Source organism: Bacillus sp. FSL K6-6540, from assembly GCF_038007545.1.
The window spans coordinates 1,243,479-1,270,320 of the sequence record NZ_JBBOXH010000002.1; the positions used below are offsets into that span (position 1 = coordinate 1,243,479).

At 48.5% G+C, this 26,842-nt stretch carries 15 protein-coding genes; 7 read left to right on the forward strand and 8 right to left on the reverse strand.

Translation table 11 applies throughout. The features are described 5' to 3' along the window. The 4 genes from srfAB (at position 1) to MHH82_RS38785 (ending at position 16,701) form a co-directional block, all read left to right on the forward strand. Positions 1-10,752, forward strand: coding sequence for a surfactin non-ribosomal peptide synthetase SrfAB (gene srfAB / locus MHH82_RS38770; RefSeq protein ID WP_445662000.1), 10,752 nt, complete (start codon positions 1-3; stop codon positions 10,750-10,752). Between the two features lie 36 nt (positions 10,753-10,788). After that, positions 10,789-14,616: a surfactin non-ribosomal peptide synthetase SrfAC gene (gene srfAC / locus MHH82_RS38775; protein ID WP_340796603.1), complete on the forward strand. Its 3,828-nt coding sequence runs from the start codon at positions 10,789-10,791 to the stop codon at positions 14,614-14,616. Positions 14,617-14,644: 28 nt separating this feature from the next. Next, a complete protein-coding gene (gene srfAD, locus MHH82_RS38780) occupies positions 14,645-15,373 on the forward strand; it encodes a surfactin biosynthesis thioesterase SrfAD (RefSeq protein ID WP_003234568.1) in 729 nt (242 codons plus the stop codon). 101 nt (positions 15,374-15,474) lie between these two features. Then, a complete protein-coding gene (locus MHH82_RS38785; RefSeq protein ID WP_021481772.1) occupies positions 15,475-16,701 on the forward strand; it encodes an MFS transporter in 1,227 nt (408 codons plus the stop codon). Positions 16,702-16,715: 14 nt separating this feature from the next. Here the strand turns inward: MHH82_RS38785 and MHH82_RS38790 are convergent, their stop codons facing one another. Both MHH82_RS38790 and MHH82_RS38795 read right to left on the reverse strand, forming a co-directional pair. Continuing rightward, on the reverse strand, positions 16,716-17,273 hold the full coding sequence (locus tag MHH82_RS38790; RefSeq protein WP_032726548.1) for a YcxB family protein: 558 nt from the start codon (positions 17,271-17,273) through the stop codon (positions 16,716-16,718). A 35-nt stretch (positions 17,274-17,308) separates the two neighbouring features. Continuing rightward, entirely contained in the window at positions 17,309-18,265 is a 957-nt protein-coding gene (locus MHH82_RS38795; protein WP_340796607.1) for a DMT family transporter, read from the reverse strand. A gap of 123 nt (positions 18,266-18,388) precedes the next feature. Between MHH82_RS38795 and MHH82_RS38800 the strand changes: the two genes are divergently transcribed. Beyond that, positions 18,389-19,723 (forward strand): aminotransferase-like domain-containing protein, encoded by a 1,335-nt coding sequence (locus tag MHH82_RS38800; RefSeq protein ID WP_161621343.1) that lies wholly within the window; start codon positions 18,389-18,391, stop codon positions 19,721-19,723. Here the strand turns inward: MHH82_RS38800 and MHH82_RS38805 are convergent. From MHH82_RS38805 to bsdA, 6 genes are all read right to left on the reverse strand, one after another. Continuing rightward, positions 19,718-20,392 (reverse strand): 4'-phosphopantetheinyl transferase, encoded by a 675-nt coding sequence (locus MHH82_RS38805; RefSeq protein ID WP_032726545.1) that lies wholly within the window; start codon positions 20,390-20,392, stop codon positions 19,718-19,720. The genes MHH82_RS38800 and MHH82_RS38805 overlap by 6 nt on opposite strands. A 104-nt stretch (positions 20,393-20,496) precedes the next feature. Then, a complete protein-coding gene (locus tag MHH82_RS38810) occupies positions 20,497-21,144 on the reverse strand; it encodes a YczE/YyaS/YitT family protein (protein ID WP_014475783.1) in 648 nt (215 codons plus the stop codon). A 320-nt stretch (positions 21,145-21,464) separates the two neighbouring features. Next, positions 21,465-22,208, reverse strand: a complete 744-nt coding sequence (tcyC, locus tag MHH82_RS38815; protein WP_003234543.1) for a cystine ABC transporter ATP-binding protein TcyC — start codon at positions 22,206-22,208, stop codon at positions 21,465-21,467. A 13-nt stretch (positions 22,209-22,221) separates the two neighbouring features. Beyond that, a complete protein-coding gene (tcyB, locus tag MHH82_RS38820; RefSeq protein ID WP_003234541.1) occupies positions 22,222-22,926 on the reverse strand; it encodes a cystine ABC transporter permease TcyB in 705 nt (234 codons plus the stop codon). Beyond that, positions 22,913-23,719 carry a cystine ABC transporter substrate-binding lipoprotein TcyA gene (gene tcyA / locus MHH82_RS38825; RefSeq protein WP_015382752.1) on the reverse strand — a complete coding sequence of 269 codons (807 nt, stop codon included), beginning with the start codon at positions 23,717-23,719 and terminating at the stop codon, positions 22,913-22,915. Before tcyA ends, tcyB begins: the two co-directional genes overlap by 14 nt. 115 nt (positions 23,720-23,834) lie before the next feature. Next, positions 23,835-24,707, reverse strand: coding sequence for a transcriptional regulator BsdA (gene bsdA / locus MHH82_RS38830; protein WP_003234533.1), 873 nt, complete (start codon positions 24,705-24,707; stop codon positions 23,835-23,837). A gap of 89 nt (positions 24,708-24,796) precedes the next feature. Between bsdA and MHH82_RS38835 the strand changes: the two genes are divergently transcribed. Beyond that, positions 24,797-25,411, forward strand: coding sequence for a non-oxidative hydroxyarylic acid decarboxylases subunit B (locus tag MHH82_RS38835; protein ID WP_014478815.1), 615 nt, complete (start codon positions 24,797-24,799; stop codon positions 25,409-25,411). 2 nt (positions 25,412-25,413) lie between these two features. After that, positions 25,414-26,835: a phenolic acid decarboxylase BsdC gene (gene bsdC / locus MHH82_RS38840; protein ID WP_003234529.1), complete on the forward strand. Its 1,422-nt coding sequence runs from the start codon at positions 25,414-25,416 to the stop codon at positions 26,833-26,835. Positions 26,836-26,842 lie beyond the last annotated feature (7 nt).

Sequence of the window (26,842 nt, forward strand, 5' to 3'; positions counted from 1 at the left end):
ATGAGCAAAAAATCGATTCAAAAGGTGTACGCACTGACACCAATGCAGGAGGGAATGCTGTATCATGCGATGCTTGATCCGCATTCTTCCTCGTACTTCACACAATTAGAGCTTGGGATTCACGGCGCTTTTGATCTTGAAATCTTTGAGAAAAGCGTCAATGAACTGATTCGGTCATACGATATTCTCCGTACGGTATTTGTGCATCAGCAGCTGCAAAAACCGCGTCAGGTCGTGTTAGCGGAACGCAAAACAAAGGTGCATTATGAGGATATCAGTCATGCAGACGAGAACCGCCAGAAAGAGCACATTGAGCGTTACAAACAAGACGTTCAGCGCCAAGGCTTTAACCTGGCAAAAGACATATTGTTCAAGGTAGCGGTTTTCCGCCTTGATGCAGATCAGCTGTATCTTGTCTGGAGCAATCATCATATTATGATGGACGGCTGGAGCATGGGCGTCCTCATGAAAAGCCTGTTCCAAAACTATGAAGCGCTCAGAGCAGGAAGGACACCTGCAAACGGTCAAGGCAAGCCTTACTCCGACTACATCAAATGGCTTGGAAAACAGGACAATGAAGAAGCGGAGAGCTACTGGAGCGAGCGCTTGGCGGGTTTTGAACAGCCAAGCGTGCTCCCGGGCCGCCTGCCTGTAAAAAAAGACGAATACGTCAATAAAGAATATTCCTTTACATGGGACGAAACATTGGTTGCCCGTATTCAGCAAACCGCAAATCTCCATCAAGTGACAGGGCCTAACCTATTTCAGGCCGTTTGGGGCATTGTTCTCAGCAAATACAACTTTACGGATGATGTTGTCTTCGGAACGGTCGTCTCAGGAAGGCCGTCTGAAATCAACGGAATTGAAACGATGGCGGGGCTGTTTATCAACACCATTCCGGTGCGGGTGAAAGTTGAACGAGATGCTGCATTCGCTGATATTTTCACAGCTGTTCAGCAGCATGCAGTAGAGGCAGAGCGTTACGATTACGTGCCGCTCTATGAGATTCAAAAACGCTCAGCCCTTGATGGCAATCTCTTAAACCATCTGGTCGCGTTTGAAAATTATCCGCTTGATCAAGAGCTTGAAAACGGCAGCATGGAAGACCGCCTCGGGTTTTCGATTAAGGTAGAAAGCGCATTTGAACAAACGAGCTTCGATTTCAACCTGATTGTGTATCCGGGCAAAACGTGGACCGTCAAAATTAAATATAACGGAGCCGCCTTTGATTCCGCTTTTATCGAACGGACAGCGGAGCACCTTACCCGCATGATGGAAGCAGCTGTCGATCAGCCGGCCGCTTTTGTGCGTGAGTACGGGCTTGTGGGAGACGAAGAGCAGCGTCAAATTGTCGAGGTGTTTAACAGCACGAAAGCCGAACTCCCTGAAGGAATGGCTGTTCATCAGGTGTTTGAAGAGCAAGCGAAACGGACGCCGGCGAGCACTGCCGTCGTATATGAAGGAACCGAGCTGACGTACCGCGAGCTAAATGCAGCGGCTAACCGCCTGGCGAAAAAGCTTGTCGAACAAGGGCTTCAAAAAGGGGAAACAGCAGCGATTATGAACGACCGCTCAGTAGAAACCGTTGTCGGCATGCTGGCTGTGTTAAAAGCAGGCGCCGCATATGTGCCGCTTGATCCAGCGCTTCCTGGGGATCGTCTTCGTTTCATGGCAGAGGACAGCTCCGTTCGAATGGTTTTGACCGGAAATTCTTATACAGGGCAGGCACATCAGCTGCAAGTGCCGGTTCTTACACTGGACATAGGCTTTGAAGAGAGCGAAGCGGCTGACAATCTCAGCCTGCCATCCGCCCCGTCTGATTTGGCGTACATCATGTACACATCCGGTTCAACGGGCAAACCGAAAGGCGTCATGATCGAACATAAAAGCATTCTGCGCCTCGTCAAAAATGCCGGGTACGTTCCTGTTACTGAAGAGGACCGCATGGCGCAAACGGGAGCTGTCAGCTTTGATGCCGGAACGTTTGAGGTATTCGGTGCACTGCTGAATGGCGCAGCGCTTTATCCGGTCAAAAAAGAGACGCTGCTTGATGCGAAACAATTTGCTGCATTTCTGCGTGAGCAAAGAATCTCGACGATGTGGCTGACATCACCTTTATTCAACCAGCTTGCTGCAAAGGATGCGGGTATGTTCGGCACACTGCGCCATTTAATCATCGGCGGAGATGCCCTTGTCCCGCATATTGTCAGCAAAGTAAAACAGGCATCGCCGTCGCTTTCATTGTGGAACGGATACGGCCCGACAGAAAACACGACGTTTTCAACCAGTTTTCTGATCGACCGCGAGTATGGCGGCTCTATCCCAATCGGGAAGCCGATCGGAAATTCCACTGCCTATATTATGGATGAGCAGCAATGCCTGCAGCCAATCGGCGCGCCTGGTGAGCTTTGCGTAGGCGGAATCGGTGTAGCGCGTGGGTATGTCAATCTCCCTGAGCTGACAGAGAAGCAATTTCTCGAAGACCCGTTCAGACCGGGTGAGAGAATTTACCGCACTGGTGACTTGGCAAGATGGCTGCCGGACGGCAATATCGAATTTTTAGGCAGAATCGACAACCAAGTGAAGGTGCGCGGCTTCCGAATTGAGCTTGGTGAAATTGAAACAAAACTGAACATGGCTGAGCATGTGACAGAGGCTGCGGTGATCATCCGCAAAAACAAAGCGGATGAAAATGAAATTTGCGCGTACTTTACGGCGGACCATGAAGTGACTGTGAGCGAGCTGAGAAAAACACTATCTCAGTCTTTGCCTGACTATATGGTCCCTGCCCACCTGATTCAAATGGACAGTCTGCCGCTTACGCCAAACGGGAAAATCAACAAAAAGGAACTGCCTGCACCGCAATCAGAAGCCGTGCAGCCGGAATACGCAGCACCAAAAACAGAGAGTGAAAAGAAATTAGCGGAGATCTGGGAAGGAATACTCGGCGTCAAAGCAGGCGTTACCGATAACTTCTTTATGATCGGCGGCCATTCTTTGAAAGCGATGATGATGACGGCGAAAATTCAAGAGCATTTTCATAAGGAAGTTCCGATAAAAGTGCTTTTTGAAAAGCCGACTATTCAAGAACTGGCACTGTATTTGGAAGAGAACGAAAGCAAGGAGGAGCAGACGTTTGAATCGATCAGGCAAGCATCTTATCAGCAGCATTATCCTGTATCCCCGGCCCAGCGGAGAATGTATATTCTCAATCAGCTTGGACAAGCAAACACAAGCTACAACGTCCCCGCTGTACTTCTGCTGGAGGGAGAAGTAGATAAAGACCGGCTTGAAAACGCGATTCAGCAATTAATCAACCGGCACGAAATCCTCCGTACATCGTTTGACATGATCGACGGAGAGGTTGTGCAAACCGTTCATAAAAACATATCGTTCCAGCTGGAGGCTGCCAAGGGACGGGAAGAAGACGCGGAAGAGATGATCAAAGCATTTGTTCAGCCGTTTGAATTAAACCGCGCGCCGCTCGTCCGTTCGAAGCTTGTCCAGCTGGAAGAAAAACGCCACCTGCTGCTCATTGATATGCATCATATTATTACTGACGGAAGTTCAACAGGAATTCTAATCGGTGATCTTGCCAAAATATATCAAGGCGCAGATCTGGAACTGCCACAAATTCACTATAAAGATTACGCAGTTTGGCACAAAGAACAAACTGATTATCAAAAAGATGAGGAATACTGGCTCGATGTCTTTAAAGGCGAACTGCCAATACTGGATCTTCCCGCGGATTTCGAGCGGCCTGCTGAACGGAGCTTTGCGGGAGAGCGCGTGATGTTTGGGCTTGATAAGCAAATCACGGCTCAAATCAAATCACTCATGGCAGAAACAGATACGACAATGTACATGTTTTTGCTGGCGGCGTTCAATGTACTCCTTTCCAAGTACGCGTCACAGGATGATATCATTGTCGGCTCGCCGACAGCTGGCAGAACACATCCTGATCTGCAAGGTGTGCCGGGTATGTTTGTCAACACGGTGGCACTCAGAACGGCACCAGCGGGAGATAAAACCTTCGCGCAATTCCTTGAAGAGGTCAAAACAGCCAGCCTTCAAGCATTCGAGCACCAGAGCTATCCGCTTGAGGAGCTGATTGAAAAGCTTCCGCTTACAAGGGATACAAGCAGAAGTCCACTGTTCAGCGTGATGTTCAACATGCAGAATATGGAGATTCCTTCATTAAGATTAGGAGATTTGAAGATTTCCTCGTATTCCATGCTTCATCATGTTGCGAAATTTGATCTTTCCTTGGAAGCGGTCGAGCGTGAAGAGGATATCGGCCTAAGCTTTGACTATGCGACTGCCTTGTTTAAGGACGAGACGATCCGCCGCTGGAGCCGCCACTTTGTCAATATCATCAAAGCGGCTGCGGCTAATCCAAACGTTCGGCTGTCTGATGTAGATCTGCTTTCATCTGCAGAAACGGCTGCTTTGCTAGAAGAAAGACATATGACTCAAATTACCGAAGCAACCTTTGCCGCTCTTTTTGAAAAACAGGCCCAGCAAACACCTGACCATTCTGCGGTGAAGGCTGGCGGAAATCTGCTGACCTATCGCGAGCTTGATGAACAGGCGAACCAGCTGGCGCATCATCTTCGTGCCCAAGGGGCAGGAAATGAAGACATCGTCGCGATTGTTATGGACCGGTCAGCTGAAGTCATGGTATCCATTCTCGGTGTCATGAAGGCGGGGGCAGCTTTCCTTCCGATTGATCCTGATACACCTGAAGAACGAATCCGTTATTCATTAGAGGACAGCGGAGCAAAATTTGCGGTCGTGAATGAAAGAAACATGACGGCTATTGGGCAATATGAAGGGACAATCGTCAGCCTTGATGACGGTAAATGGAGAAATGAAAGCAAGGAGCGCCCATCATCCATTTCAGGGTCTCGCAATCTTGCATACGTCATTTATACGTCCGGTACGACCGGAAAGCCGAAGGGCGTGCAGATTGAGCATCGCAATCTGACAAACTATGTCTCTTGGTTTAGTGAAGAGGCGAGCCTGACGGAAAATGATAAGACTGTATTGCTTTCATCTTACGCATTTGACCTTGGCTATACGAGCATGTTCCCCGTACTTCTGGGCGGGGGCGAGCTCCATATCGTCCAGAAGGAAACCTATACGGCGCCGGATGAGATAGCGCACTATATCAAGGAGCATGGGATCACTTATATCAAACTGACACCGTCTCTCTTCCATACAATAGTGAACACCGCCAGTTTTGCAAAAGATGCGAACTTTGAATCCTTGCGCTTGATCGTCTTGGGAGGAGAAAAAATCATCCCGACTGATGTTCTCGCCTTCCGTAAGATGTATGGACATACCGAATTTATCAATCACTACGGCCCGACAGAAGCAACAATCGGCGCCATCGCCGGGCGGGTTGATCTGTCTGAACCGGATGCATTTGCGAAACGCCCGACAATCGGACGCCCGATTGCGAATGCCGGCGCGCTTGTCTTAAATGAAGCATTGAAGCTTGTGCCGCCGGGAGCGAGCGGACAGCTCTATATCACGGGACAGGGGCTTGCGAGAGGGTATCTCAACAGGCCTCAGCTGACAGCCGAGAGATTTGTAGAAAATCCATATTCGCCGGGAAGCCTCATGTACAAAACCGGAGATGTCGTACGAAGACTTTCTGACGGTACGCTTGCATTTATCGGCCGGGCTGATGATCAGGTGAAAATCCGAGGCTACCGCATTGAGCCGAAAGAAATTGAAACGGTCATGCTCAGCCTCAGCGGAATTCAAGAAGCGGTTGTACTAGCGGTTTCCGAGGGCGGTCTTCAAGAGCTTTGCGCGTATTATACGTCGGATCAAGCTATTGAAAAAGCAGAGCTCCGGAAGCAGCTTTCCCTAACACTGCCGTCTCATATGATTCCTGCTTTCTTTGTGCAGGTTGACGCGATTCCGCTGACGGCAAACGGAAAAACCGACAGAAACGCTTTGCCAAAGCCGAACACGGCACAATCCGGAGGCAAAGCCTTGGCCGCACCGGAGACAGCGCTTGAAGAAAGCTTATGCCGCATTTGGCAGAAAACGCTTGGCATAGAAGCCATCGGCATTGACGACAATTTTTTCGATTTAGGCGGCCATTCATTAAAAGGGATGATGCTGATTGCCAACATTCAGGCGGAATTGGAGAAAAGCGTACCGCTTAAAGCACTGTTCGAGCAGCCGACTGTTCGCCAACTGGCGGCTTATATGGAGGCGTCTGTCGTTTCAGGCGGCCATCAAGTCCTCAAACCGGCTGACAAGCAGGCTATATATCCATTGTCATCCGCACAGAAACGGATGTACGTGCTCAATCAGCTTGACCGCCAGACGATAAGCTACAACATGCCATCTGTTCTTCTAATGGAAGGAGAGCTTGATATTTCGTGCCTGCGCGATTCACTCAATCAGCTTGTGAACCGTCACGAATCATTGCGGACGTCATTTATGGAAGCTAATGGTGAGCCTGTTCAGCGCATCATTGAGAAGGCGGAGGTTGATCTTCATGTGTTTGAAGCCAAAGAAGACGAAGCGGACCAAAAGATTAAGGAATTTATCCGGCCATTCGACTTAAACGACGCACCGCTCATTCGCGCAGCTTTGCTTCGAATAGAAGCGAAAAAACATTTGCTGCTTTTAGATATGCATCATATCATCGCAGACGGCGTCTCAAGAGGCATTTTTGTAAAAGAATTGGCGCTGCTTTACAAAGGAGAGCAGCTTCCGCAGCCGGCGCTTCATTATAAAGATTTCGCCGTTTGGCAACATGAAGCTGAGCAAAAAGAACGGATGAAGGAGCATGAGGCGTACTGGCTGTCAGTTCTTTCAGGCGAGCTGCCAGAGCTTGATCTCCCGCTCGATTACGCCCGTCCGCCTGTGCAAAGCTTTAAAGGAAATACGATCCGTTTCCGTACGGGAAGTGAGACGGCAAAGGCGGTAGAAAAACTGCTTGCGGAAACCGGAACGACCTTGCACATGGTGCTCCATGCTGTTTTCCACGTCTTTTTAAGCAAAATTTCCGGACAGCGGGATATCGTCATCGGCTCCGTTACTGCCGGCAGGACGAATGCTGATGTTCAGGACATGCCGGGAATGTTCGTCAATACACTTGCCCTGAGAATGAAAGCGAAAGAACAGCAAACATTTGCGGAGCTTTTGGAGCAAGCAAAGCAGACGAACCTGTCAGCGCTTGAGCATCAGGAGTATCCGTTTGAAGATCTGGTTAATCAGCTTGATCTCCCTCGGGATATGAGCCGAAACCCATTGTTTAATGTGATGGTGACGACAGAAAACCCTGATAAAGAACAGCTTACATTGCAAAATCTGAGCATTTCACCTTATGAGGCTCATCAGGGAACTTCTAAGTTTGATCTGACACTGGGCGGATTTACTGATGAAAATGGCATTGGCTTGCAGCTCGAATATGCGACAGATCTGTTCGCGAAAGAAACAGCTGAAAAATGGAGCGAATACGTTCTGCGGCTACTAAAGGCTGTTGCGGATAACCCGAACCAGCCGCTTTCCAGCCTGTCACTCGTCACCGAGACAGAAAAGCAAGCGCTTCTTGAGGCATGGAAGGGCAAAGCGCTGCCTGTGCCGACAGACAAAACGGTTCATCAGCTATTCGAAGAGACTGTCCAGCGCCACAAAGACCGCCCGGCTGTCACATACAACGGCCAGTCTTGGACGTACGGCGAGCTGAATGCGAAGGCAAACCGTCTCGCGCGGATTCTGATGGACTGCGGCATCAGCCCGGATGACCGCGTCGGCGTTCTCACGAAGCCGTCGCTTGAAATGTCCGCCGCGGTGCTCGGCGTCTTGAAAGCCGGAGCGGCGTTTGTGCCGATCGATCCTGACTACCCGGATCAGCGGATTGAGTATATTTTACAGGACAGCGGCGCGAAGCTTCTCTTGAAACAGGAAGGGATTTCAGTGCCGGACAGCTTTACGGGAGATGTCATTCTTCTCGATGGAAGCCGCACGATTCTAAGCCTGCCGCTTGATGAAAACGACGAGGGAAATCCAGAAACCGCTGTAACCGCGGAGAACTTGGCGTACATGATTTACACGTCTGGAACGACCGGACAGCCGAAGGGTGTCATGGTCGAGCACCATGCGCTTGTGAACCTGTGCTTCTGGCACCACGACGCGTTCAGCATGACAGCGGAGGACCGCAGTGCGAAGTACGCGGGCTTTGGATTCGACGCTTCCATTTGGGAGATGTTCCCGACTTGGACGATCGGCGCTGAGCTTCACGTCATTGATGAAGCGATCCGCCTCGATATCGTCCGCCTGAACAATTACTTCGAAACGAACGGCGTAACGATCACGTTCCTGCCGACACAGCTTGCGGAACAGTTCATGGAGCTTGAGAACACATCACTTCGCGTATTGCTCACTGGAGGAGACAAGCTGAAGCGCGCAGTGAAAAAGCCGTACACACTCGTCAATAACTACGGGCCGACAGAGAATACGGTCGTTGCCACGAGTACAGAAATCCATCCGGAGGAAGGCTCACTTTCCATCGGAAAGGCCATTGCCAATACGAGAGTATACATTCTCGGCGAGGGCAATCAGGTGCAGCCGGAAGGCGTAGCCGGAGAGCTTTGCGTGGCGGGGCGCGGACTGGCACGAGGCTATCTGAATCGAGAAGACGAAACCGCGAAGCGGTTTGTCGCTGATCCGTTTGTGCCGGGTGAGCGCATGTACCGCACCGGCGATTTGGTGAAATGGACGGGCGGCGGCATCGAATACATCGGCCGGATCGACCAGCAGGTCAAGGTCCGCGGCTACCGGATCGAGCTCTCAGAAATTGAAGTCCAGCTCGCCCAGCTTTCTGAGGTGCAGGATGCGGCGGTAACAGCTGTCAAAGATAAAGGCGGCAATACAGCGATCGCGGCGTATGTCACACCGGAAACAGCTGATATAGAAGCGCTGAAATCAGCACTGAAGGAAACCCTGCCGGATTACATGATCCCGGCGTTCTGGGTGACGCTGAACGAGCTTCCGGTTACGGCAAACGGCAAGGTGGACCGCAAAGCCTTGCCTGAGCCGGACATCGAAGCGGGAAGCGGAGAATACAAAGCGCCGACGACCGACATGGAAGAGCTGCTTGCCGGCATCTGGCAGGACGTGCTTGGAATGTCTGAAGTCGGTGTCACCGACAATTTCTTCTCGCTTGGCGGAGATTCCATCAAAGGAATTCAAATGGCGAGCCGCTTGAACCAGCACGGCTGGAAGCTGGAAATGAAAGATCTCTTCCAGCACCCGACGATCGAGGCGCTTACCCAATATGTAGAGCGTGCCGAAGGCAAACAGGCAGACCAAGGCCCGGTGGAGGGCGAAGTCATCCTGACGCCGATCCAGCGCTGGTTCTTTGAAAAGAACTTCACGAACAAGCACCACTGGAACCAATCGGTGATGCTTCACGCCGCGAAGGGCTTTGATCCTGAACGGGTGGAGAAAACATTGCAGGCGCTGATCGAGCATCATGACGCGCTCCGCATGGTCTATCGTGAGGAAAACGGGGACATCGTTCAGGCGTATCAACCGATCGGTGAGAGCAAGGTCAGCTTCGAAATCGTGGATCTGTACGGCTCTGATGAAGAGATGCTGAGAAGCCAGATCAAGATTCTAGCGGACAGGCTGCAAAGCAGTCTCGATCTGCGAACCGGGCCGCTTCTAAAGGCGGAGCAATATCGCACAGAAGCTGGGGATCACCTGCTCATTGCTGTACACCATCTCGTGGTCGACGGTGTGTCATGGCGGATTTTGCTTGAAGACTTTGCTTCAGGCTACATGCAGGCTGAGAAAGAAGAGAGCCTTGTCTTCCCGCAAAAAACAAACTCCTTCAAGGACTGGGCGGAAGAACTGGCGGCATTCAGCCAATCAGCGCATCTTCTACAGCAGGCTGAATACTGGTCGCAAATTGCCGCTGAACAGGTTTCTCCTTTACCGAAGGATTGTAAAACAGAGCAGCGGATCGTCAAGGATACATCATCTGTCCTATGTGAATTAACGGAAGAAGACACGAAACATCTTTTAACAGATGTTCATCAGCCATATGGAACTGAAATCAACGATATTCTTCTCAGCGCGCTCGGTTTGACAATGAAAGAATGGACAAAGGGGGCCAAAATTGGCATTAACCTTGAGGGACACGGCCGGGAGGACATTATCCCGAATGTGAATATCTCCAGAACGGTCGGCTGGTTTACGGCACAATACCCTGTTGTGCTCGACATATCTGACGCAGATGCCTCGGCTGTGATCAAAACAGTCAAAGAAAACCTGCGCCGCATTCCGGACAAAGGTGTTGGCTACGGCATTCTTCGTTATTTCACAGAAACAGCGGAAACAAAGGGCTTCACACCGGAGATCAGCTTCAACTATTTGGGCCAATTCGACAGTGAAGTCAAAACCGATTTCTTTGAACCGTCCGCTTTCGATATGGGGCGCCAAGTAAGCGGAGAATCAGAGGCGCTGTACGCTTTAAGCTTCAGCGGCATGATCAGAAATGGCCGGTTTGTGCTTTCCTGCTCCTACAATGAAAAGGAGTTTGAAAGAGTCACGATTGAAGAGCGAATGGAACGGTTTAAAGAAAACCTCCTGATGTTAATCCGCCATTGCACGGAAAAAGAAGACAAGGAATTCACACCAAGCGACTTTAGCGCCGAAGACCTTGAAATGGACGAGATGGGAGATATCTTTGACATGCTTGAGGAGAATTTAAAATAAAACGCAAGGGAATTACAGAAGGCGGGAGCGAAACATATGAGTCAATTTAGCAAGGATCAGGTTCAAGATATGTATTACCTATCGCCGATGCAGGAAGGGATGCTTTTTCATGCCATCCTGAATCCCGGCCAAAGCTTTTACCTTGAACAAATCACGATGAAAGTAAAAGGCAGCTTGAATATCAAATGTCTTGAAGAAAGCATGAATGTGATCATGGACCGGTACGATGTATTTCGTACCGTGTTCATTCACGAAAAAGTAAAAAGACCTGTCCAAGTCGTATTGAAAAAACGGCAGTTCCATATAGAAGAAATCGATCTGACACACTTAACGGGCAGCGAGCAAACAGCCAAAATCAATGAGTACAAAGAACAGGATAAGATCAGGGGTTTTGATTTGACGCGGGATATTCCGATGCGGGCAGCCATTTTCAAGAAAGCTGAAGAAAGCTTTGAATGGGTGTGGAGCTACCACCACATTATTTTGGACGGATGGTGCTTCGGCATCGTCGTACAGGATCTATTTAAGGTATACAATGCTCTGCGCGAACAAAAGCCGTACAGCCTGCCGCCCGTCAAACCGTATAAAGACTACATCAAGTGGCTTGAAAAGCAGGATAAACAAGCATCACTGCGTTACTGGCGCGAGTATTTAGAGGACTTTGAAGGACAAACGACGTTTGCGGAGCAAAGAAAGAAACAAAAGGACGGCTATGAGCCGAAAGAGCTGCTCTTTTCACTGCCGGAGGCGGAAACAAAAGCCTTTACCGAGCTTGCAAAATCGCAGCATACCACTTTAAGTACGGCGCTGCAGGCAGTCTGGAGCGTATTGATCAGCCGCTATCAGCAGTCTGGCGATTTGGCCTTCGGTACAGTTGTTTCAGGGCGTCCCGCGGAAATCAAAGGCGTTGAACATATGGTCGGGCTGTTTATCAACGTTGTCCCGAGACGTGTGAAGCTGTCTGAGGGTATCACATTTAACGGCTTGCTCAAGCAGCTGCAGGAGCAATCGCTGCAGTCTGAGCCGCATCAATATGTGCCGCTTTATGACATCCAAAGCCAGGCCGATCAGCCGAAACTGATTGACCACATCATTGTTTTTGAGAACTATCCGCTTCAGGATGCGAAAAATGAAGAAAGCAGTGAAAACGGCTTTGATATGGTGGATGTTCATGTTTTTGAGAAGTCGAATTATGATCTCAACCTGATGGCTTCCCCTGGAGATGAGATGCTGATTAAGCTTGCTTATAACGAGAATGTGTTTGATGAGGCGTTTATCTTGCGCTTGAAATCTCAGCTTCTCACAGCAATTCAGCAGCTCATCCAGAATCCGGATCAGCCTGTCAGCACGATCAACCTCGTTGACGACAGGGAGAGAGAATTTTTGCTAACCGGCTTAAACCCGCCGGCTCAAGCTCATGAAACAAAGCCTCTGACGGATTGGTTCAAGGAAGCAGTGAACGTCAATCCGGATGCACCTGCGCTTACGTATTCCGGCCAGACCCTGTCTTATCGCGAATTAGATGAGGAAGCGAACCGCCTTGCACGCCGGCTGCAAAAACACGGTGCGGGCAAAGGCTCTGTTGTAGCGCTGTACACGAAGCGCTCACTTGAATTGGTGATCGGCATTCTCGGTGTATTAAAGGCGGGAGCAGCCTATCTGCCGGTTGATCCGAAGCTGCCAGAGGACCGAATCTCGTATATGCTGGCTGACAGTGCGGCAGCCTGTCTTCTGACGCATCAGGAGATGAAAGAACAAGCGGCTGAGCTGCCGTATACAGGCACAACGCTCTTCATTGATGATCAAACACGGTTTGAAGAACAGGCAAGCGATCCTGCAACCGCGATTGATCCTAATGATCCGGCATATATCATGTACACTTCCGGCACAACCGGAAAGCCAAAGGGCAATATCACCACTCATGCCAATATTCAAGGATTGGTCAAGCATGTAGACTACATGGCATTTTCTGATCAGGATACGTTCTTGTCTGTTTCGAATTACGCCTTTGACGCATTTACCTTTGATTTCTATGCTTCTATGCTGAATGCGGCACGGCTCATTATCGCAGATGAACATACGCTGCTTGATACAGAACGGCTCACAGATCTGATCCTGCAAGAGAATGTCAATGTCATGTTTGCGACAACCGCACTATTTAATCTTCTCACAGATGCGGGAGAGGATTGGATGAAGGGACTACGCTGTATATTATTCGGCGGAGAGCGCGCCTCAGTGCCTCATGTCAGAAAAGCGCTGCGGGTCATGGGGCCGGGCAAGCTGATTAACTGCTACGGGCCGACTGAGGGAACAGTGTTTGCGACTGCTCACGTCGTGCATGATATACCGGATTCCATCTCCTCATTGCCGATTGGAAAGCCGATCAGCAATGCCAGTGTTTATATTCTGAATGAGCAAAGCCAGCTCCAGCCATTCGGGGCGATCGGTGAACTGTGCATCAGCGGAATGGGCGTGTCAAAAGGGTATGTAAATCGTGCTGACCTCACGAAGGAAAAGTTTATCAAGAACCCGTTCAAGCCGGGAGAGACGCTTTACCGCACAGGGGATTTAGCGCGCTGGCTGCCGGATGGAACGATTGAATACGCCGGCCGTATTGACGACCAGGTCAAAATACGCGGACACCGGATTGAGCTTGAAGAAATCGAAAAGCAGCTGCAGGAATACCCAGGTGTGAAAGATGCGGTCGTTGTGGCGGACCGCCATGAGTCTGGCGATGCATCAATCAATGCCTACCTCGTGAACCGGACACAGCTTTCAGCTGAGGACGTGAAGGCGCACCTGAAAAAACAGCTTCCTGCTTACATGGTGCCGCAAACCTTTACCTTCTTGGATGAGCTTCCTTTAACGACGAACGGGAAAGTCAATAAACGGCTGCTCCCAAAACCTGATCAGGATCAGCTGGCGGAAGAATGGATTGGACCGCGGAACGAGATGGAAGAAACAATCGCACAAATATGGTCTGAGGTTCTCGGCAGAAAGCAAATTGGCATTCATGACGATTTCTTTGCGCTCGGAGGGCATTCCTTGAAGGCCATGACCGCCGCGTCCCGCATCAAGAAAGAGCTCGGGATTGATCTTCCAGTAAAGCTTTTGTTTGAAGCGCCGACGATCGCCGGCATTTCAGCGTATTTGAAAAACGGGGGTCCTGATGGCTTGCAGGATGTAACGATAATGAATCAGGATCAGGAGCAGATCATTTTCGCATTCCCGCCGGTCTTGGGCTATGGCCTTATGTACCAAAATCTGTCCAGCCGCTTGCCGTCATACAAGCTGTGCGCCTTTGATTTTATTGAGGAGGAAGACCGGCTTGACCGCTATGCGGATTTGATCCAGAAGCTGCAGCCGGAAGGGCCTTTAACATTGTTTGGATATTCAGCGGGATGCAGCCTGGCGTTTGAAGCTGCGAAAAAGCTTGAGGAACAAGGCCGTATTGTTCAGCGGATCATCATGGTCGATTCCTATAAAAAACAAGGTGTCAGTGATCTGGACGGACGCACGGTTGAAAGTGATGTCGAAGCGTTGATGAATGTCAATCGGGACAATGAAGCGCTCAACAGCGAAGCCGTCAAACAAGGCCTCAAGCAAAAAACACATGCCTTTTACTCATACTACGTCAACCTGATCAGCACAGGCCAGGTGAAAGCAGATATTGATCTGTTGACTTCCGGCGCTGATTTTGACATGCCGGAATGGCTTGCATCATGGGAAGAAGCTACAACAGGTGCTTACCGTATGAAAAGAGGCTTCGGAACACACGCAGAAATGCTGCAGGGCGAAACGCTAGATAGGAATGCGGAGATTTTGCTCGAATTTCTTAATACACAAACCGTAACGGTTTCATAAATGAAGTGATGAAAGGAGGAGACAGCCAATGAGCCAACTCTTCAAATCATTTGATGCGTCGGAAAAAACGCAGCTCATCTGTTTTCCGTTTGCCGGCGGCTACTCGGCGTCGTTTCGCCCTCTCCATGCTTTTTTGCAGGGGGAGTGCGAGATGCTCGCTGCCGAGCCGCCGGGACACGGCACGAATCAAACGTCAGCTATTGAGGATCTCGAAGAGCTGACGGATTTGTACAAGCAAGAACTGAACCTTCGCCCTGATCGGCCGTTTGTGCTGTTCGGACACAGTATGGGCGGAATGATCACCTTCAGGCTGGCGCAAAAGCTTGAGCGTGAAGGCATCTTTCCGCAGGCGGTTATCATTTCTGCAATCCAGCCGCCTCATATTCAGCGGAAGAAAGTGTCCCACCTGCCTGATGATCAGTTTCTCGATCATATTATCCAATTAGGCGGAATGCCCGCAGAGCTTGTTGAAAATAAGGAGGTCATGTCCTTTTTCCTGCCTTCTTTCCGATCAGATTACCGGGCTCTTGAACAATTTGAGCTTTACGATCTGGCCCAGATCCAGTCGCCTGTTCATGTCTTTAACGGGCTTGATGATAAAAAGTGCATACGAGATGCGGAAGGGTGGAAGAAGTGGGCAAAAGACATCACATTCCATCAATTTGACGGCGGGCACATGTTCCTGCTGTCACAAACGGAAGAAGTCGCAGAACGGATTTTTGCGATCTTGAATCAGCATCCGATCATTCAACCGTGATCAAAAGCGGACAGCTTCGGCTGTTCCGCTTTTTTTTGTGTTGAATGCCAATTTTTGCATGGTATAATAGTCGAAATACTCAAACAAAGGCAGGTCGAAACATGCGCACGTCTCCCAGGATGAAATGGTTTGTATTGCTGTTTACGTTTGTTTTCGCCATCGGAATGAACTCATTCAGAAATTCCTTTCAATTTTTTATGCTGCCAATGGCAGATGCCTTCCATGCCGACAGGTCGCTGATTTCGGTTTCTGTCAGCATTTTTATGATCACAACCGGCATCGTCCAGTTTTTTGTCGGTTTTTTTATCGACCGTTTCAGTGTCAGAAAAATTATGGCGCTTGGAGCTGTCTGCATCAGCGCAAGCTTTTTGGTGCTTCCTTATTCACCGAATGTTCATGTGTTTTCCGCCATTTACGGTGTGCTTGGCGGAATCGGGTATTCCTGCGCGGTCGGCGTGACGACCCAGTATTTCATCAGCCGTTGGTTTGACACACACAAAGGTCTGGCGCTTGCTATTTTGACCAATGCCAACTCTGCGGGCCTGCTGCTTCTCTCACCCATTTGGGCTGCGGCTCCGTATCATGCCGGCTGGCAGAGCACCTATACCATTTTGGGAATCGTCATGGCGGCTGTTCTGCTGCCGCTCCTCGTCTTTGGGATGAAGCACCCGCCGCATGCGCAAGCGGAGTCTGTGAAAAAATCTTATGATTGGCGGGGGTTTTGGAACGTGATGAAGCAATCCCGCCTCATTCATATCCTGTACTTCGGCGTGTTTACTTGCGGATTTACAATGGGAATTATTGATGCTCACCTCGTCCCGATACTGAAGGATGCGCATGTCTCTCATGTCAACGGAATGATGGCCGCGTTCGGGGCATTTATCATCATTGGCGGATTATTGGCGGGCTGGCTGTCAGATCTCCTCGGCAGCAGAAGCGTCATGCTATCCATCTTATTTTTCATTCGGCTGCTCAGCCTCATTTGCCTGCTCATTCCCATTCTCGGAATTCATCACAGTGACCTTTGGTACTTCGGGTTTATCCTGTTATTCGGGCTCAGTTACACAGGCGTGATCCCGCTGACCGCGGCGTCAATTTCGGAAAGCTATCAAACAGGATTGATCGGATCGCTGTTAGGCATCAATTTCTTTATCCATCAGGTTGCCGGAGCTCTCAGCGTGTATGCGGGCGGTTTGTTTTTTGACATGACTCATGGTTATTTGCTGATTGTCGCTGTGTGCATCGTGTTTGTGGGTTTATCGGCTGTAATAGAGCTGGTGCCGTTTTTAGATAAACAGAAGGCAAAAGAAACCCACCATTCAATATAAAAGGATCAGCACTGTCAATGCTGATCCTTTTTAAATTTGAGTTTTTTTGTTCCGGTATTTTTAAGGATAATCTCCTTGAATCTGTTCATTTCCTCTTTGGAATGAAAAAAACGTTTTGGGATCGCAATATATTGGCCACTTGATGTATTGACCCTGAAGATATTTTTATATTCGAAAACAGCTGTGATTTCATCCCAATTGAAAATGAGGTCATATTTTTTAGAACATATACGAATTCCTTCTTGGTTCAGAGTATATGTTCTTTTAGATTTCATCCGTTCGTTCTTCTTGTATGCTCTGGAAAACTTCACATATAGAAGAAGGAGGAGCAGCAGTGTAAACAGAACTGACATCACGATAATCAACATACTGTTCATAAACAAGTTAAGCGCGTCACTGCCATAAACGATACGGGGCCATCCATTAATGAAGTTAACTGCAGCAAATATGGCGCAAAACAACAGAAAGTAAAAGCATGATATTTTTGCGATTTGATAAAAAAAGATTTCTCTTACATCCTTAAAAGCGATTTCTCCTGGAAGATTGATACTTTCACTAGCATATTGAATCATACGGTAAACCTACACCTCTAACCATGTTTTTCCTTTCAGTCTAACATAATTTCCCATTTTTTTGCAGGCATACCAGGGCGCTTTGTTTTTTTCTCCAGATTGATATTGCTCCCCACCACGCCAATCATAATACAAACAGCCCCGGCAAGATGATACCAGGCCAGGCTTTCGTTGAGAATCACAACTCCTGCAATCATCGTCACAATGGTAGATACATGATTAAAAGCGCTCATTTTAAACGCCTCAATTCGCGACAGCGTATAGTTAGACAGAAACGAAGTGACAAGTGAAGACAGCACGCCCAAATACACAATGGCGAGAACGAAGCCGGGCTCCCGGAACGGCAGAAAATAAGTGCCGACTGTTCCCGCCGCTCCGTGACGCACAAGGGCGATGGCGTTGAAGACGACAAAGCCGATGGCTGACATGATGTAGGTGAGCTCTGTCAGCTTGAACCGCTGCGTCATTTTTCTGGCAGCAGTATTGTACATCGCTGAAGACAAAGCGGACAAAAGGATCAGCAAAGACCCTTTTAAGCTGGCTGATTCCACGTCAACGCCTTTCATCACAAAAATAAACATGACGCCGGCAACGGATAAAACCGTGAACCCCTTTTGCGTCCACGTTGGGCGTTCCTTTAAAACATAAGCGGCAAAGACCATCGTGAAAATCGGAATGGCTGCCTGAATAATTCCCGCTTCAGAGGAGGACGAGTACACAAGGCCGAATGCCTGAAAGCTGAAAAATAACGCGGGATACAGCAGGGCGAGCGGCAAAATGGCAATGACGTCCTTTACGCGGATTGATAGCTTTACCCAGCCGAATAAGATCGGTACAGTGGCCGCAGCAAACGCAATGGTGAACCGATGCGCCAAAATATCAAACGGCTCTGCTGTTTGCAGTGCGATTTTTACGAATAGAAAGGATAAACCGATAATGAACGAATATAAAATAGCCGCTATATAAGCGGGGGCTTGCTGATGTTTAACCATAATGGGAAGGGCTCCTTTACCTGAATTGCAGCGCCGGTCGCTCCCTTTATTGTATGGCCGCGGTCAGAACGGTACAATGAGAAAAACAATGAACTGTACCGGTACAAAACAGGGGGAGAAGGCATGGAGAAATATATGAGTCTAGTAACGAGGATAGAGGAGATGATGCAAAGCACCGCCTATCAAGAAGGAGACAGGCTTCCATCTATCCGTCAGCTGTCCGCCCGCTACCAAGTCAGCAAAAGCACAGTGATCCGCGCGCTGCAGGAGCTGGAAAAGCGCCACCTTATCTATTCTGTTCCGAAAAGCGGCTATTATATTGTGAAAAAGACAGGGAAATCAAAAAGCGGGCAACCTGGCCCCATCGACTTTGCCACATCTGCGCCGGATCCAGATGTGTTTCCGTATCTTGATTTTCAGCACTGTATCAACAAAGCGATTGATACATACAAAAACGATTTGTTTATTTATGGGACGCCAAAGGGGCTTCCATCACTCATCCGCGTACTCCGAAAGCTCTTGGCCACTCAACAGGTATTTGCGGATGAACGGCATATTTTTATTACATCAGGTGTCCAGCAGGCGTTATCCTTGCTTTGTGCCATGCCGTTCCCAAATGGGAAAGAGAAGATCGCCATTGAACAGCCGGGCTACCATTTGATGGTCGAACAGCTTGAGACGGTCGGGATTCCCGCCATCGGAGTGAAACGAACGGAAGAAGGGCTTGATATAGCCGAGGTTGAGCGGTTATTTCAAACAGAATCGATTAAATTTTTTTATACGATGCCGCGCTTCCATAACCCGCTTGGCTGCTCATTGTCAGAGCGTGATAAACAGGAGCTTGTGAGACTGGCAGAAGCGTATGATGTCTATCTCGTTGAGGATGATTACCTCGGTGATCTGGAGGAAAATAAAAAGGCAGATCCGCTGTACGCATATGATCTGTCCTCACATGTCATCTATTTGAAAAGCTTCTCGAAAATGATGTTCCCCGGCCTCCGCGTGGGGGCGGCTGTTTTGCCCGAAGCGCTGACTGACACGTTCTATGCGTACAAAAAACTGAACGACATCGACTGTTCAATGATTTCTCAAGCAGCATTGGAGATTTACCTGAAAAGCGGTATGTACGGCAGGCATAAGGAGAAAATCAGAGATTCTTATAAAGAGCGGTCGCTGAGGCTACATCAAGCCATTCGAACTCACAGGCAGCTGGGAAGCGGACGCTTTACGTTCTCCAGCGGGCAGGCACCCTGTATGCACACCCATCTGGTGCTTCCTCAGGATCTGCCCGCCTCAAGAGTGATTCATAGACTGAAAAAACAAGGGGTTCTCCTTGAGGCGATAGACCGTCATTATTTATCAGATTATCCGAAAGAAAATCTATTAAAAATCAATATTTCCAATGTGAAAACGGAAGATATTGAGCGCGGTGTCAAGCTGTTGATGAGCCATTTATAAAAGCTCTTCGTACGAGACCATTGTGATATCCTCAGGGAAATCAGGGTGTGCGGCGCATACAGCCATTTTGTAGCCGGGATCGACCTCATACGTTTTGATATAGCATGGGGAATGGCTGTCCGGAAGCTCAATGGATACTTGTCCGTCCTGGTGCAGGCGCACTGAAAAGGAATCAAGCGGAAGCGATAAGCCTTTGCCTTCCTGTTTGATAAAGCTTTCTTTCATTGACCATAGATGATAAAAATAGTCTGTCTGCTCGTCCTTGTCTTTTGCTAAAAGGTCGCTGTACTCTGTTTTTGAAAAGAAGCGCTTGGCGATCTCAAGGCTGATCGGTTTCGTTTTTTCGATATCTATGCCGATCGGCTGTGAATCAAACGCACCAATGACCCAGCGGCCGGAGTGAGAAATGTTGAAATGAGCGTCGGGAAGATCAGGGATGCACGGCTTCCCGTATTCCTGTGTGCTAAAGCGGATATCGGATTTGTCCAACTGATACTGCCTGCTTATGACTGAGCGAACGAGCACATCTCCCAGCAGGGTGCGGTGAGCATCTTCTTTATGATAAAATCTCCGGCATTTCTCCCGTTTTTCAGGTGATATGAAAGACATGAACCGTTCATTTTCTTCCTGTGAAAGCGGGCGGTCCATATAAATTCCGTAAATCTTCATTCTAGATCCTCCGTCTGCAAAAGATTGTCAAAACCATCCTATCATACTTCCACAAGACTCATATAGAGGAGAAAATAAAAAAACAAAGCCAAGGCGGCTTTGTTTTAGTGTACAGGCGGAGATGCTTTCACAGCGGCGGTCCGCCTTGCCACAGCATAATTCAGCAACTGGATTGACTGGGGCAATGAAAAGCGCAAAATAAGTCCGGTGAGGATGGCGGTCAAAATGGTGCCAAAACCGATCGGCCCGCCCATGCCCCATGCCGCAAACAAAATGGTTATTTCCATGCCGTTCCGCACCCATTGCACATTCCAGCCGGTTTTTTCTGTAATCAGCATCATCAGTGAATCACGCGGCCCCGCGCCAAGGCCTGCTGATACATAAACACCGACGCCGTAACCGATCAGCACCACGCCTAGAGAGAAGACGATGATCGAGCCTGTGTAGGTCGAGGGGGCAGGCAGAATGAAATTGAAAAAATCTATAAATACACCAATGAGCACCATATTCAGGAGGGCACCAATTTTCGGCCAAGCTCTCGTAAACAATGACGTGAATCCGACGATGAGCGCTCCAATAATGATGGACCACTGGCCGACGGTAAGCCCGAAGTGCTGAAACAGGCTGTAATGAAATGCATCCCACGGACTAATGCCGAGTGCTTTTCCTTCTATCGTCAGGGATACACCAAAAGCCAAAATGATCAAACCGGCAAAATAAAATGTCCAGCGCAGAACAAGTTCTTGCTTCACGTGAGGTCCCTTCTTTCGTAAAAATCAGTCGATTGTCATTGTAGCACATCTGACAGAAGGGCGGAATAGGCGAAAGGGGCTCAACAAAAAAACAGGGCCGCCGCAGGCGCCCTGTTTCAGCGTGTTGGCAAACCCTTGCATTCGTTGTCAGGCCTGTGCTTCGGTGCTCACGAATTTAACATTCGCTGTGCTCCAATGCTCGCCCTTCCTAGACTTCAAAGGTTTTCAATCACGCTGAAAATCACAAAATCCTAAAACGAAAATCGTTTTAGGATTTTGTCAATAATCTGAAACAGGGCGCTGGCGCCCTGTTTTTCTTATTACAGCGGGTTCAAAATCCGGTTCAAGAACCGCTGTGTCCGTTCTTCTTTTGGTGCAGAGAAAATTTGCTCCGGCGGTCCTTGCTCCACGATAACGCCGCCGTCGATGAAGATGACTTCATCCGCAACTTCCTGCGCGAACTTGATTTCGTGGGTCACGACGACCATGGTCCAGCCTTCATTGGCCAAGTCCTTGATAACCTTCAGCACCTCTCCGACAAGCTCGGGATCAAGCGCTGAGGTCGGTTCGTCAAACAGCATGAGCTCAGGCTGAATCGCCAGTGCGCGGGCGATGCCGACGCGCTGCTGCTGGCCGCCGGAAAGCTGGAACGGATATAAATCCATTTTGTCCTTCAATCCGACTTTATCAAGAAGCTGAATCGCTTCTTTTCTGACTTCCTCTTTGTTCCGTTTTTGCACCTGAATAGGGCCCTCCATCACGTTTTCGAGGGCTGTGCGGTGCGGGAACAGGTGATACGCCTGAAACACCATTCCGGATTTTCGGCGAAGCTTTAGGATATCCGCCTGTTTCACCTTTTTAGAGAAATCGATGGAGAAATCATCAAATGCAAGCTCTCCGCGATTCGGGATCTCCAGAGCGTTCAGGCAGCGAAGCAGCGTCGTTTTCCCTGAACCTGAAGGCCCAAGTATGGCGATGACTTTTCCTTTTTCAATCTTCATATCTATCTTTTTTAAAATTTCATTTTCACCGAATGATTTGTTTAATCCTTTAACGGTAAGCATACTCGGAACCTCCTTATTTGGCCACGTAGCGGTCAAGACGCCGTTCGATGACATGCTGGACGAGTGAAAGCAGGAAGCAGATAATCCAATAAATAAAGGCTGCTTCAATATAGATCACTAAAATTTGATCAAGATTCCGCGCGCCGATTTCCTGGGCTTTTCTGAACAGCTCAGCGACCAGAATTTGAGAGGCGAGGGATGTATCTTTAATCAGGCTGATAAAGGTATTGGATAATGGCGGGATCGACACACGAAACGCCTGCGGCAAAATGACGCGGAACAGCGTTTTTTGATGTGTCATGCCAATTGTGTAGCCGGCTTCCCATTGCCCTTTCGGCACGGATAAAATAGATGCCCGAATGATTTCAGATGCATAGGCGCCGACGTTTAAAGAAAAGGCGATAACTGCGCTTGGAAATGGATCTAATGTGACGTTAAAGGCCGGGAACAGATAGAAAATGATGAACAATTGAACGAGAAGAGGAGTGCCGCGTATTGCGGATACGTATACGCTGAACACCCATCTCAAAGGTCTCACTTTCGACATTCTGGCAAGCGCCGTAATCAGCGCCAGGATCATTCCGAATATAAAGGAAAGAATCGTAAGGGGAATCGTATAGTAGATTCCCCCTGAAAGTATCGGCCAGAATGACTGCTGCACCAGATCCCACGGGATCGCCGTGCCAAGCGTCAATGCCGGCAGATTATTTAGAAACATCTTCGCCGAACCATTTTTTAGAAATTTTAGAAAGAGTCCCGTCCTCTTTCATTTCTTTTAATGCTTTGTTGACTTGATCAACAACCTCGCCGCTTCCTTTACGGAACGTGAAATATGTTGACTGAGGATCACCTGTTTCAAACGCGATTTTCACGTTTTTATTGCCAGATGTTTTTAAGTAGTTCAATACGGCAAGCTTATCGTTGTATGTCATATCGACGCGGCCTTGCTGGATCATTTGAAGGGCCTGCGCCATACCTTCAACGCCTTCTACTTTAGCGCCGGCATTTGTAGCTAATTTGTTGTAGTTGCTTGTCAGTGATTGAGCTGACGTTTTTCCTTTTACATCTGCTTCAGACTTAATATCGTTGTTGTCTTTTTTCGTTACGACAACGGCTCTTGATGTTGTGTATTTATCTGAGAAATCATATTTGTCTTCACGATCTGTTTTTCCGACTTGGTTGGCAACAACGTCAAACCGTTTGGAATTCAGGCCGGCAAACATACTGTCCCACTGTGTTTCCTTAAAGTCGACTTTAAGCCCGAGGCGTTTTGCGACTTCTGTGATAACTTCGACATCATAGCCAGTCAGTTTATCAGTGTCTTTGTCGTGGTAAGTGAACGGCTCATATGTTCCTTCCGTTCCGACTGTGAGCACACCTTTTTTCTTAATTGAAGCCCAAAGATCGCCATCTTTGGCATTATCTTTTGACTGATTGTCATTTCCTGCTCCGCAAGCTGCAAGAGCTGCAATACTTACGACCATGAATAAAGCCAATAATGCTTTTTTCATCTTATTCCCCACTTTTCTGGTTGATTTTATTGAAATAAAAAAATAGCTTACAAATCTAAAGGATAACTTTTTTTTAGTATGAGTCAAGTAATTGGTTTTCATAAGGCAAAATCTTTTAAAATAAATCCAAAAATTGCTGTGCCGGTTTAGGCAAATAACTGTCCGTTCTCCACATGACAGCCGGTGTCATAATGAAGGGATTATTTTCGATATGGACGGTGTGAACGTGATTTCTCATATGAACGGGAATCATTGTGACGGGCAAAATAGACGCGCCGAATCCGGATGACACGAGGCTGAGCAAAGTTGCAGAGTCGTGGCATTCACAAACAATGCGCGGCTCCAGGTTCAAACGATGAAATTCATTCATGACCTGATTATAGACGCCTTTTCCGTTGACAGGCCGCAGCAGGATCAGCGGAAATGAAGGAATGTCCTCCATCTTAATGGTGTCTCCGCACGGATATCCGGCTTCATCTGAAAGCACGAGCACACATGGAATGTCATCAAGCTGCTTGAATTGTACTGTGTCACTTTTGATCAGTGTTGTCGTGACCGCCGCATCGATTTGCCGGCTTTCCAGCAGTTCCAACAGTGTCGCGGGTTCATTTTCCCAAATATTAAAGGTGAGATGGGGGTATCTCTCTTTGATCTGTGTTACTTTTTCAAGCATCAGAGCCGCGCAATAAATCGTTGATCCCACGGCAAGTGTGCCGGCTACTTCCTCCTTCAGCTCCTGTACCTCAATGACTGCATCTTCAAACCTATGCAGAATCTCTTTTGCTCTTTTTAGAAAAACAGCTCCTTCATATGTAAGAGTCATTTGTTTTTTCTTGTTACGGTCAAACAGGACAACACCAAGTTCGTCCTCCAGCTGTTTGAGCTGCCTGCTTAAAGGCGGCTGCGCCATGTGAAGCTTTTTGGCTGCGGACGTGATTTTCTGTTCTTGGGCAATGGTAATGAAGTATCGAAGCTGGCGAATATCCAAAAGAAAGCGCCTCCTTATCATACCTTTTAGGTATTAAATATAGATTTAATAGATATTTTTCATATGGATATATCAGGAGTATGATTGAAATGAAAGCAGAATTCAAGCGTAAAGGAGGGGGCAAAGTGAAACTCGTTGTCGGAATGACAGGGGCAACAGGGGCCATTTTCGGGGTCAGGCTGCTGCAGTGGCTGAAGGCCGCCGGAGTGGAAACCCATCTCGTTGTGTCTCCTTGGGCAAACGTCACGATCAAACACGAAACAGGCTATACCTTACAAGAAGTAGAACAACTGGCCACATACACTTACTCACATAAGGATCAGGCGGCAGCCATTTCAAGCGGGTCGTTTGATACCGATGGAATGATTGTTGCGCCGTGCAGCATGAAATCTCTCGCAAGCATTCGCACCGGAATGGCGGATAATCTGCTGACACGTGCGGCGGATGTCATGCTCAAGGAGAGAAAAAAACTCGTCCTCTTAACGAGAGAGACGCCTTTGAACCAAATACATCTCGAAAATATGCTAGCGCTTACGAAAATGGGCACCATCATTCTTCCTCCGATGCCGGCATTTTATAATCAGCCGAGCAGCTTAGAGGAAATGGTTGACCATATTGTATTCAGAACGTTGGACCAATTCGGCATTCGGCTTCCTGAAGCGAAGCGCTGGAATGGGATTGAAAAACAAAAAGGAGGAGCTTGATCATGGCTTATCAAGATTTCAGAGAATTTCTCGCTGCCCTTGAAAAAGAAGGACAGCTGCTTACAGTGAATGAAGAGGTAAAGCCGGAACCGGATTTAGGGGCCGCCGCACGGGCAGCCAGCAATCTTGGCGATAAAAGTCCCGCGCTCTTATTTAACAACATTTACGGCTATCATAACGCGCGAATTGCGATGAATGTTATCGGCTCTTGGCCAAACCATGCAATGATGCTGGGCATGCCGAAAGACACACCGGTAAAAGAACAGTTTTTTGAATTCGCAAAGCGTTATGACCAATTTCCGATGCCTGTCAAACGTGAGGAAACAGCGCCATTTCATGAAAATGAAATCACAGAAGATATCAATTTGTTCGATATACTGCCTCTTTTCAGAATAAACCAAGGAGACGGAGGCTACTATCTAGACAAAGCGTGTGTTATTTCCCGTGATCTTGAGGACCCTGACAACTTCGGCAAACAAAATGTTGGCATTTACAGAATGCAAGTCAAAGGAAAAGACCGCCTTGGCATTCAGCCTGTCCCGCAGCACGATATTGCAATCCATCTGCGCCAAGCTGAAGAACGCGGCATCAATCTTCCGGTCACCATTGCGCTCGGCTGTGAGCCGGTCATTACAACGGCGGCATCGACTCCGCTTCTCTATGATCAATCAGAATACGAAATGGCAGGCGCTATTCAAGGCGAACCATATCGCATCGTCAAATCAAAGCTGTCTGATCTTGATGTTCCGTGGGGTGCTGAAGTGGTGCTTGAAGGTGAGATTATTGCCGGAGAGCGCGAATATGAAGGGCCGTTTGGTGAATTCACAGGCCATTATTCCGGCGGACGCAGCATGCCGATTATCAAAATTAAACGCGTCTATCACAGAAACAATCCGATCTTTGAACATTTATACTTAGGCATGCCTTGGACAGAATGCGATTACATGATCGGCATTAACACATGCGTGCCGCTTTATCAGCAGTTAAAAGAAGCGTATCCGAACGAAATTGTGGCAGTGAACGCCATGTACACACACGGTTTAATCGCGATTGTTTCCACAAAAACCCGCTATGGCGGATTTGCGAAAGCGGTCGGCATGCGCGCACTCACAACGCCGCACGGACTCGGCTACTGCAAAATGGTCATTGTCGTTGATGAGGATGTCGATCCATTCAACCTTCCGCAGGTCATGTGGGCGCTTTCGACCAAAATGCATCCGAAACACGATGCGGTCATCATTCCGGACTTATCTGTCCTGCCGCTTGATCCGGGATCCAATCCATCAGGAATCACTCACAAAATGATTCTCGACGCCACTACACCGGTTGCGCCGGAAACAAGAGGCCATTATTCACAGCCGCTTGATTCTCCGCTAACAACGAAAGAATGGGAACAAAAACTAATGGACTTAATGAATAAATAAGGAAAGG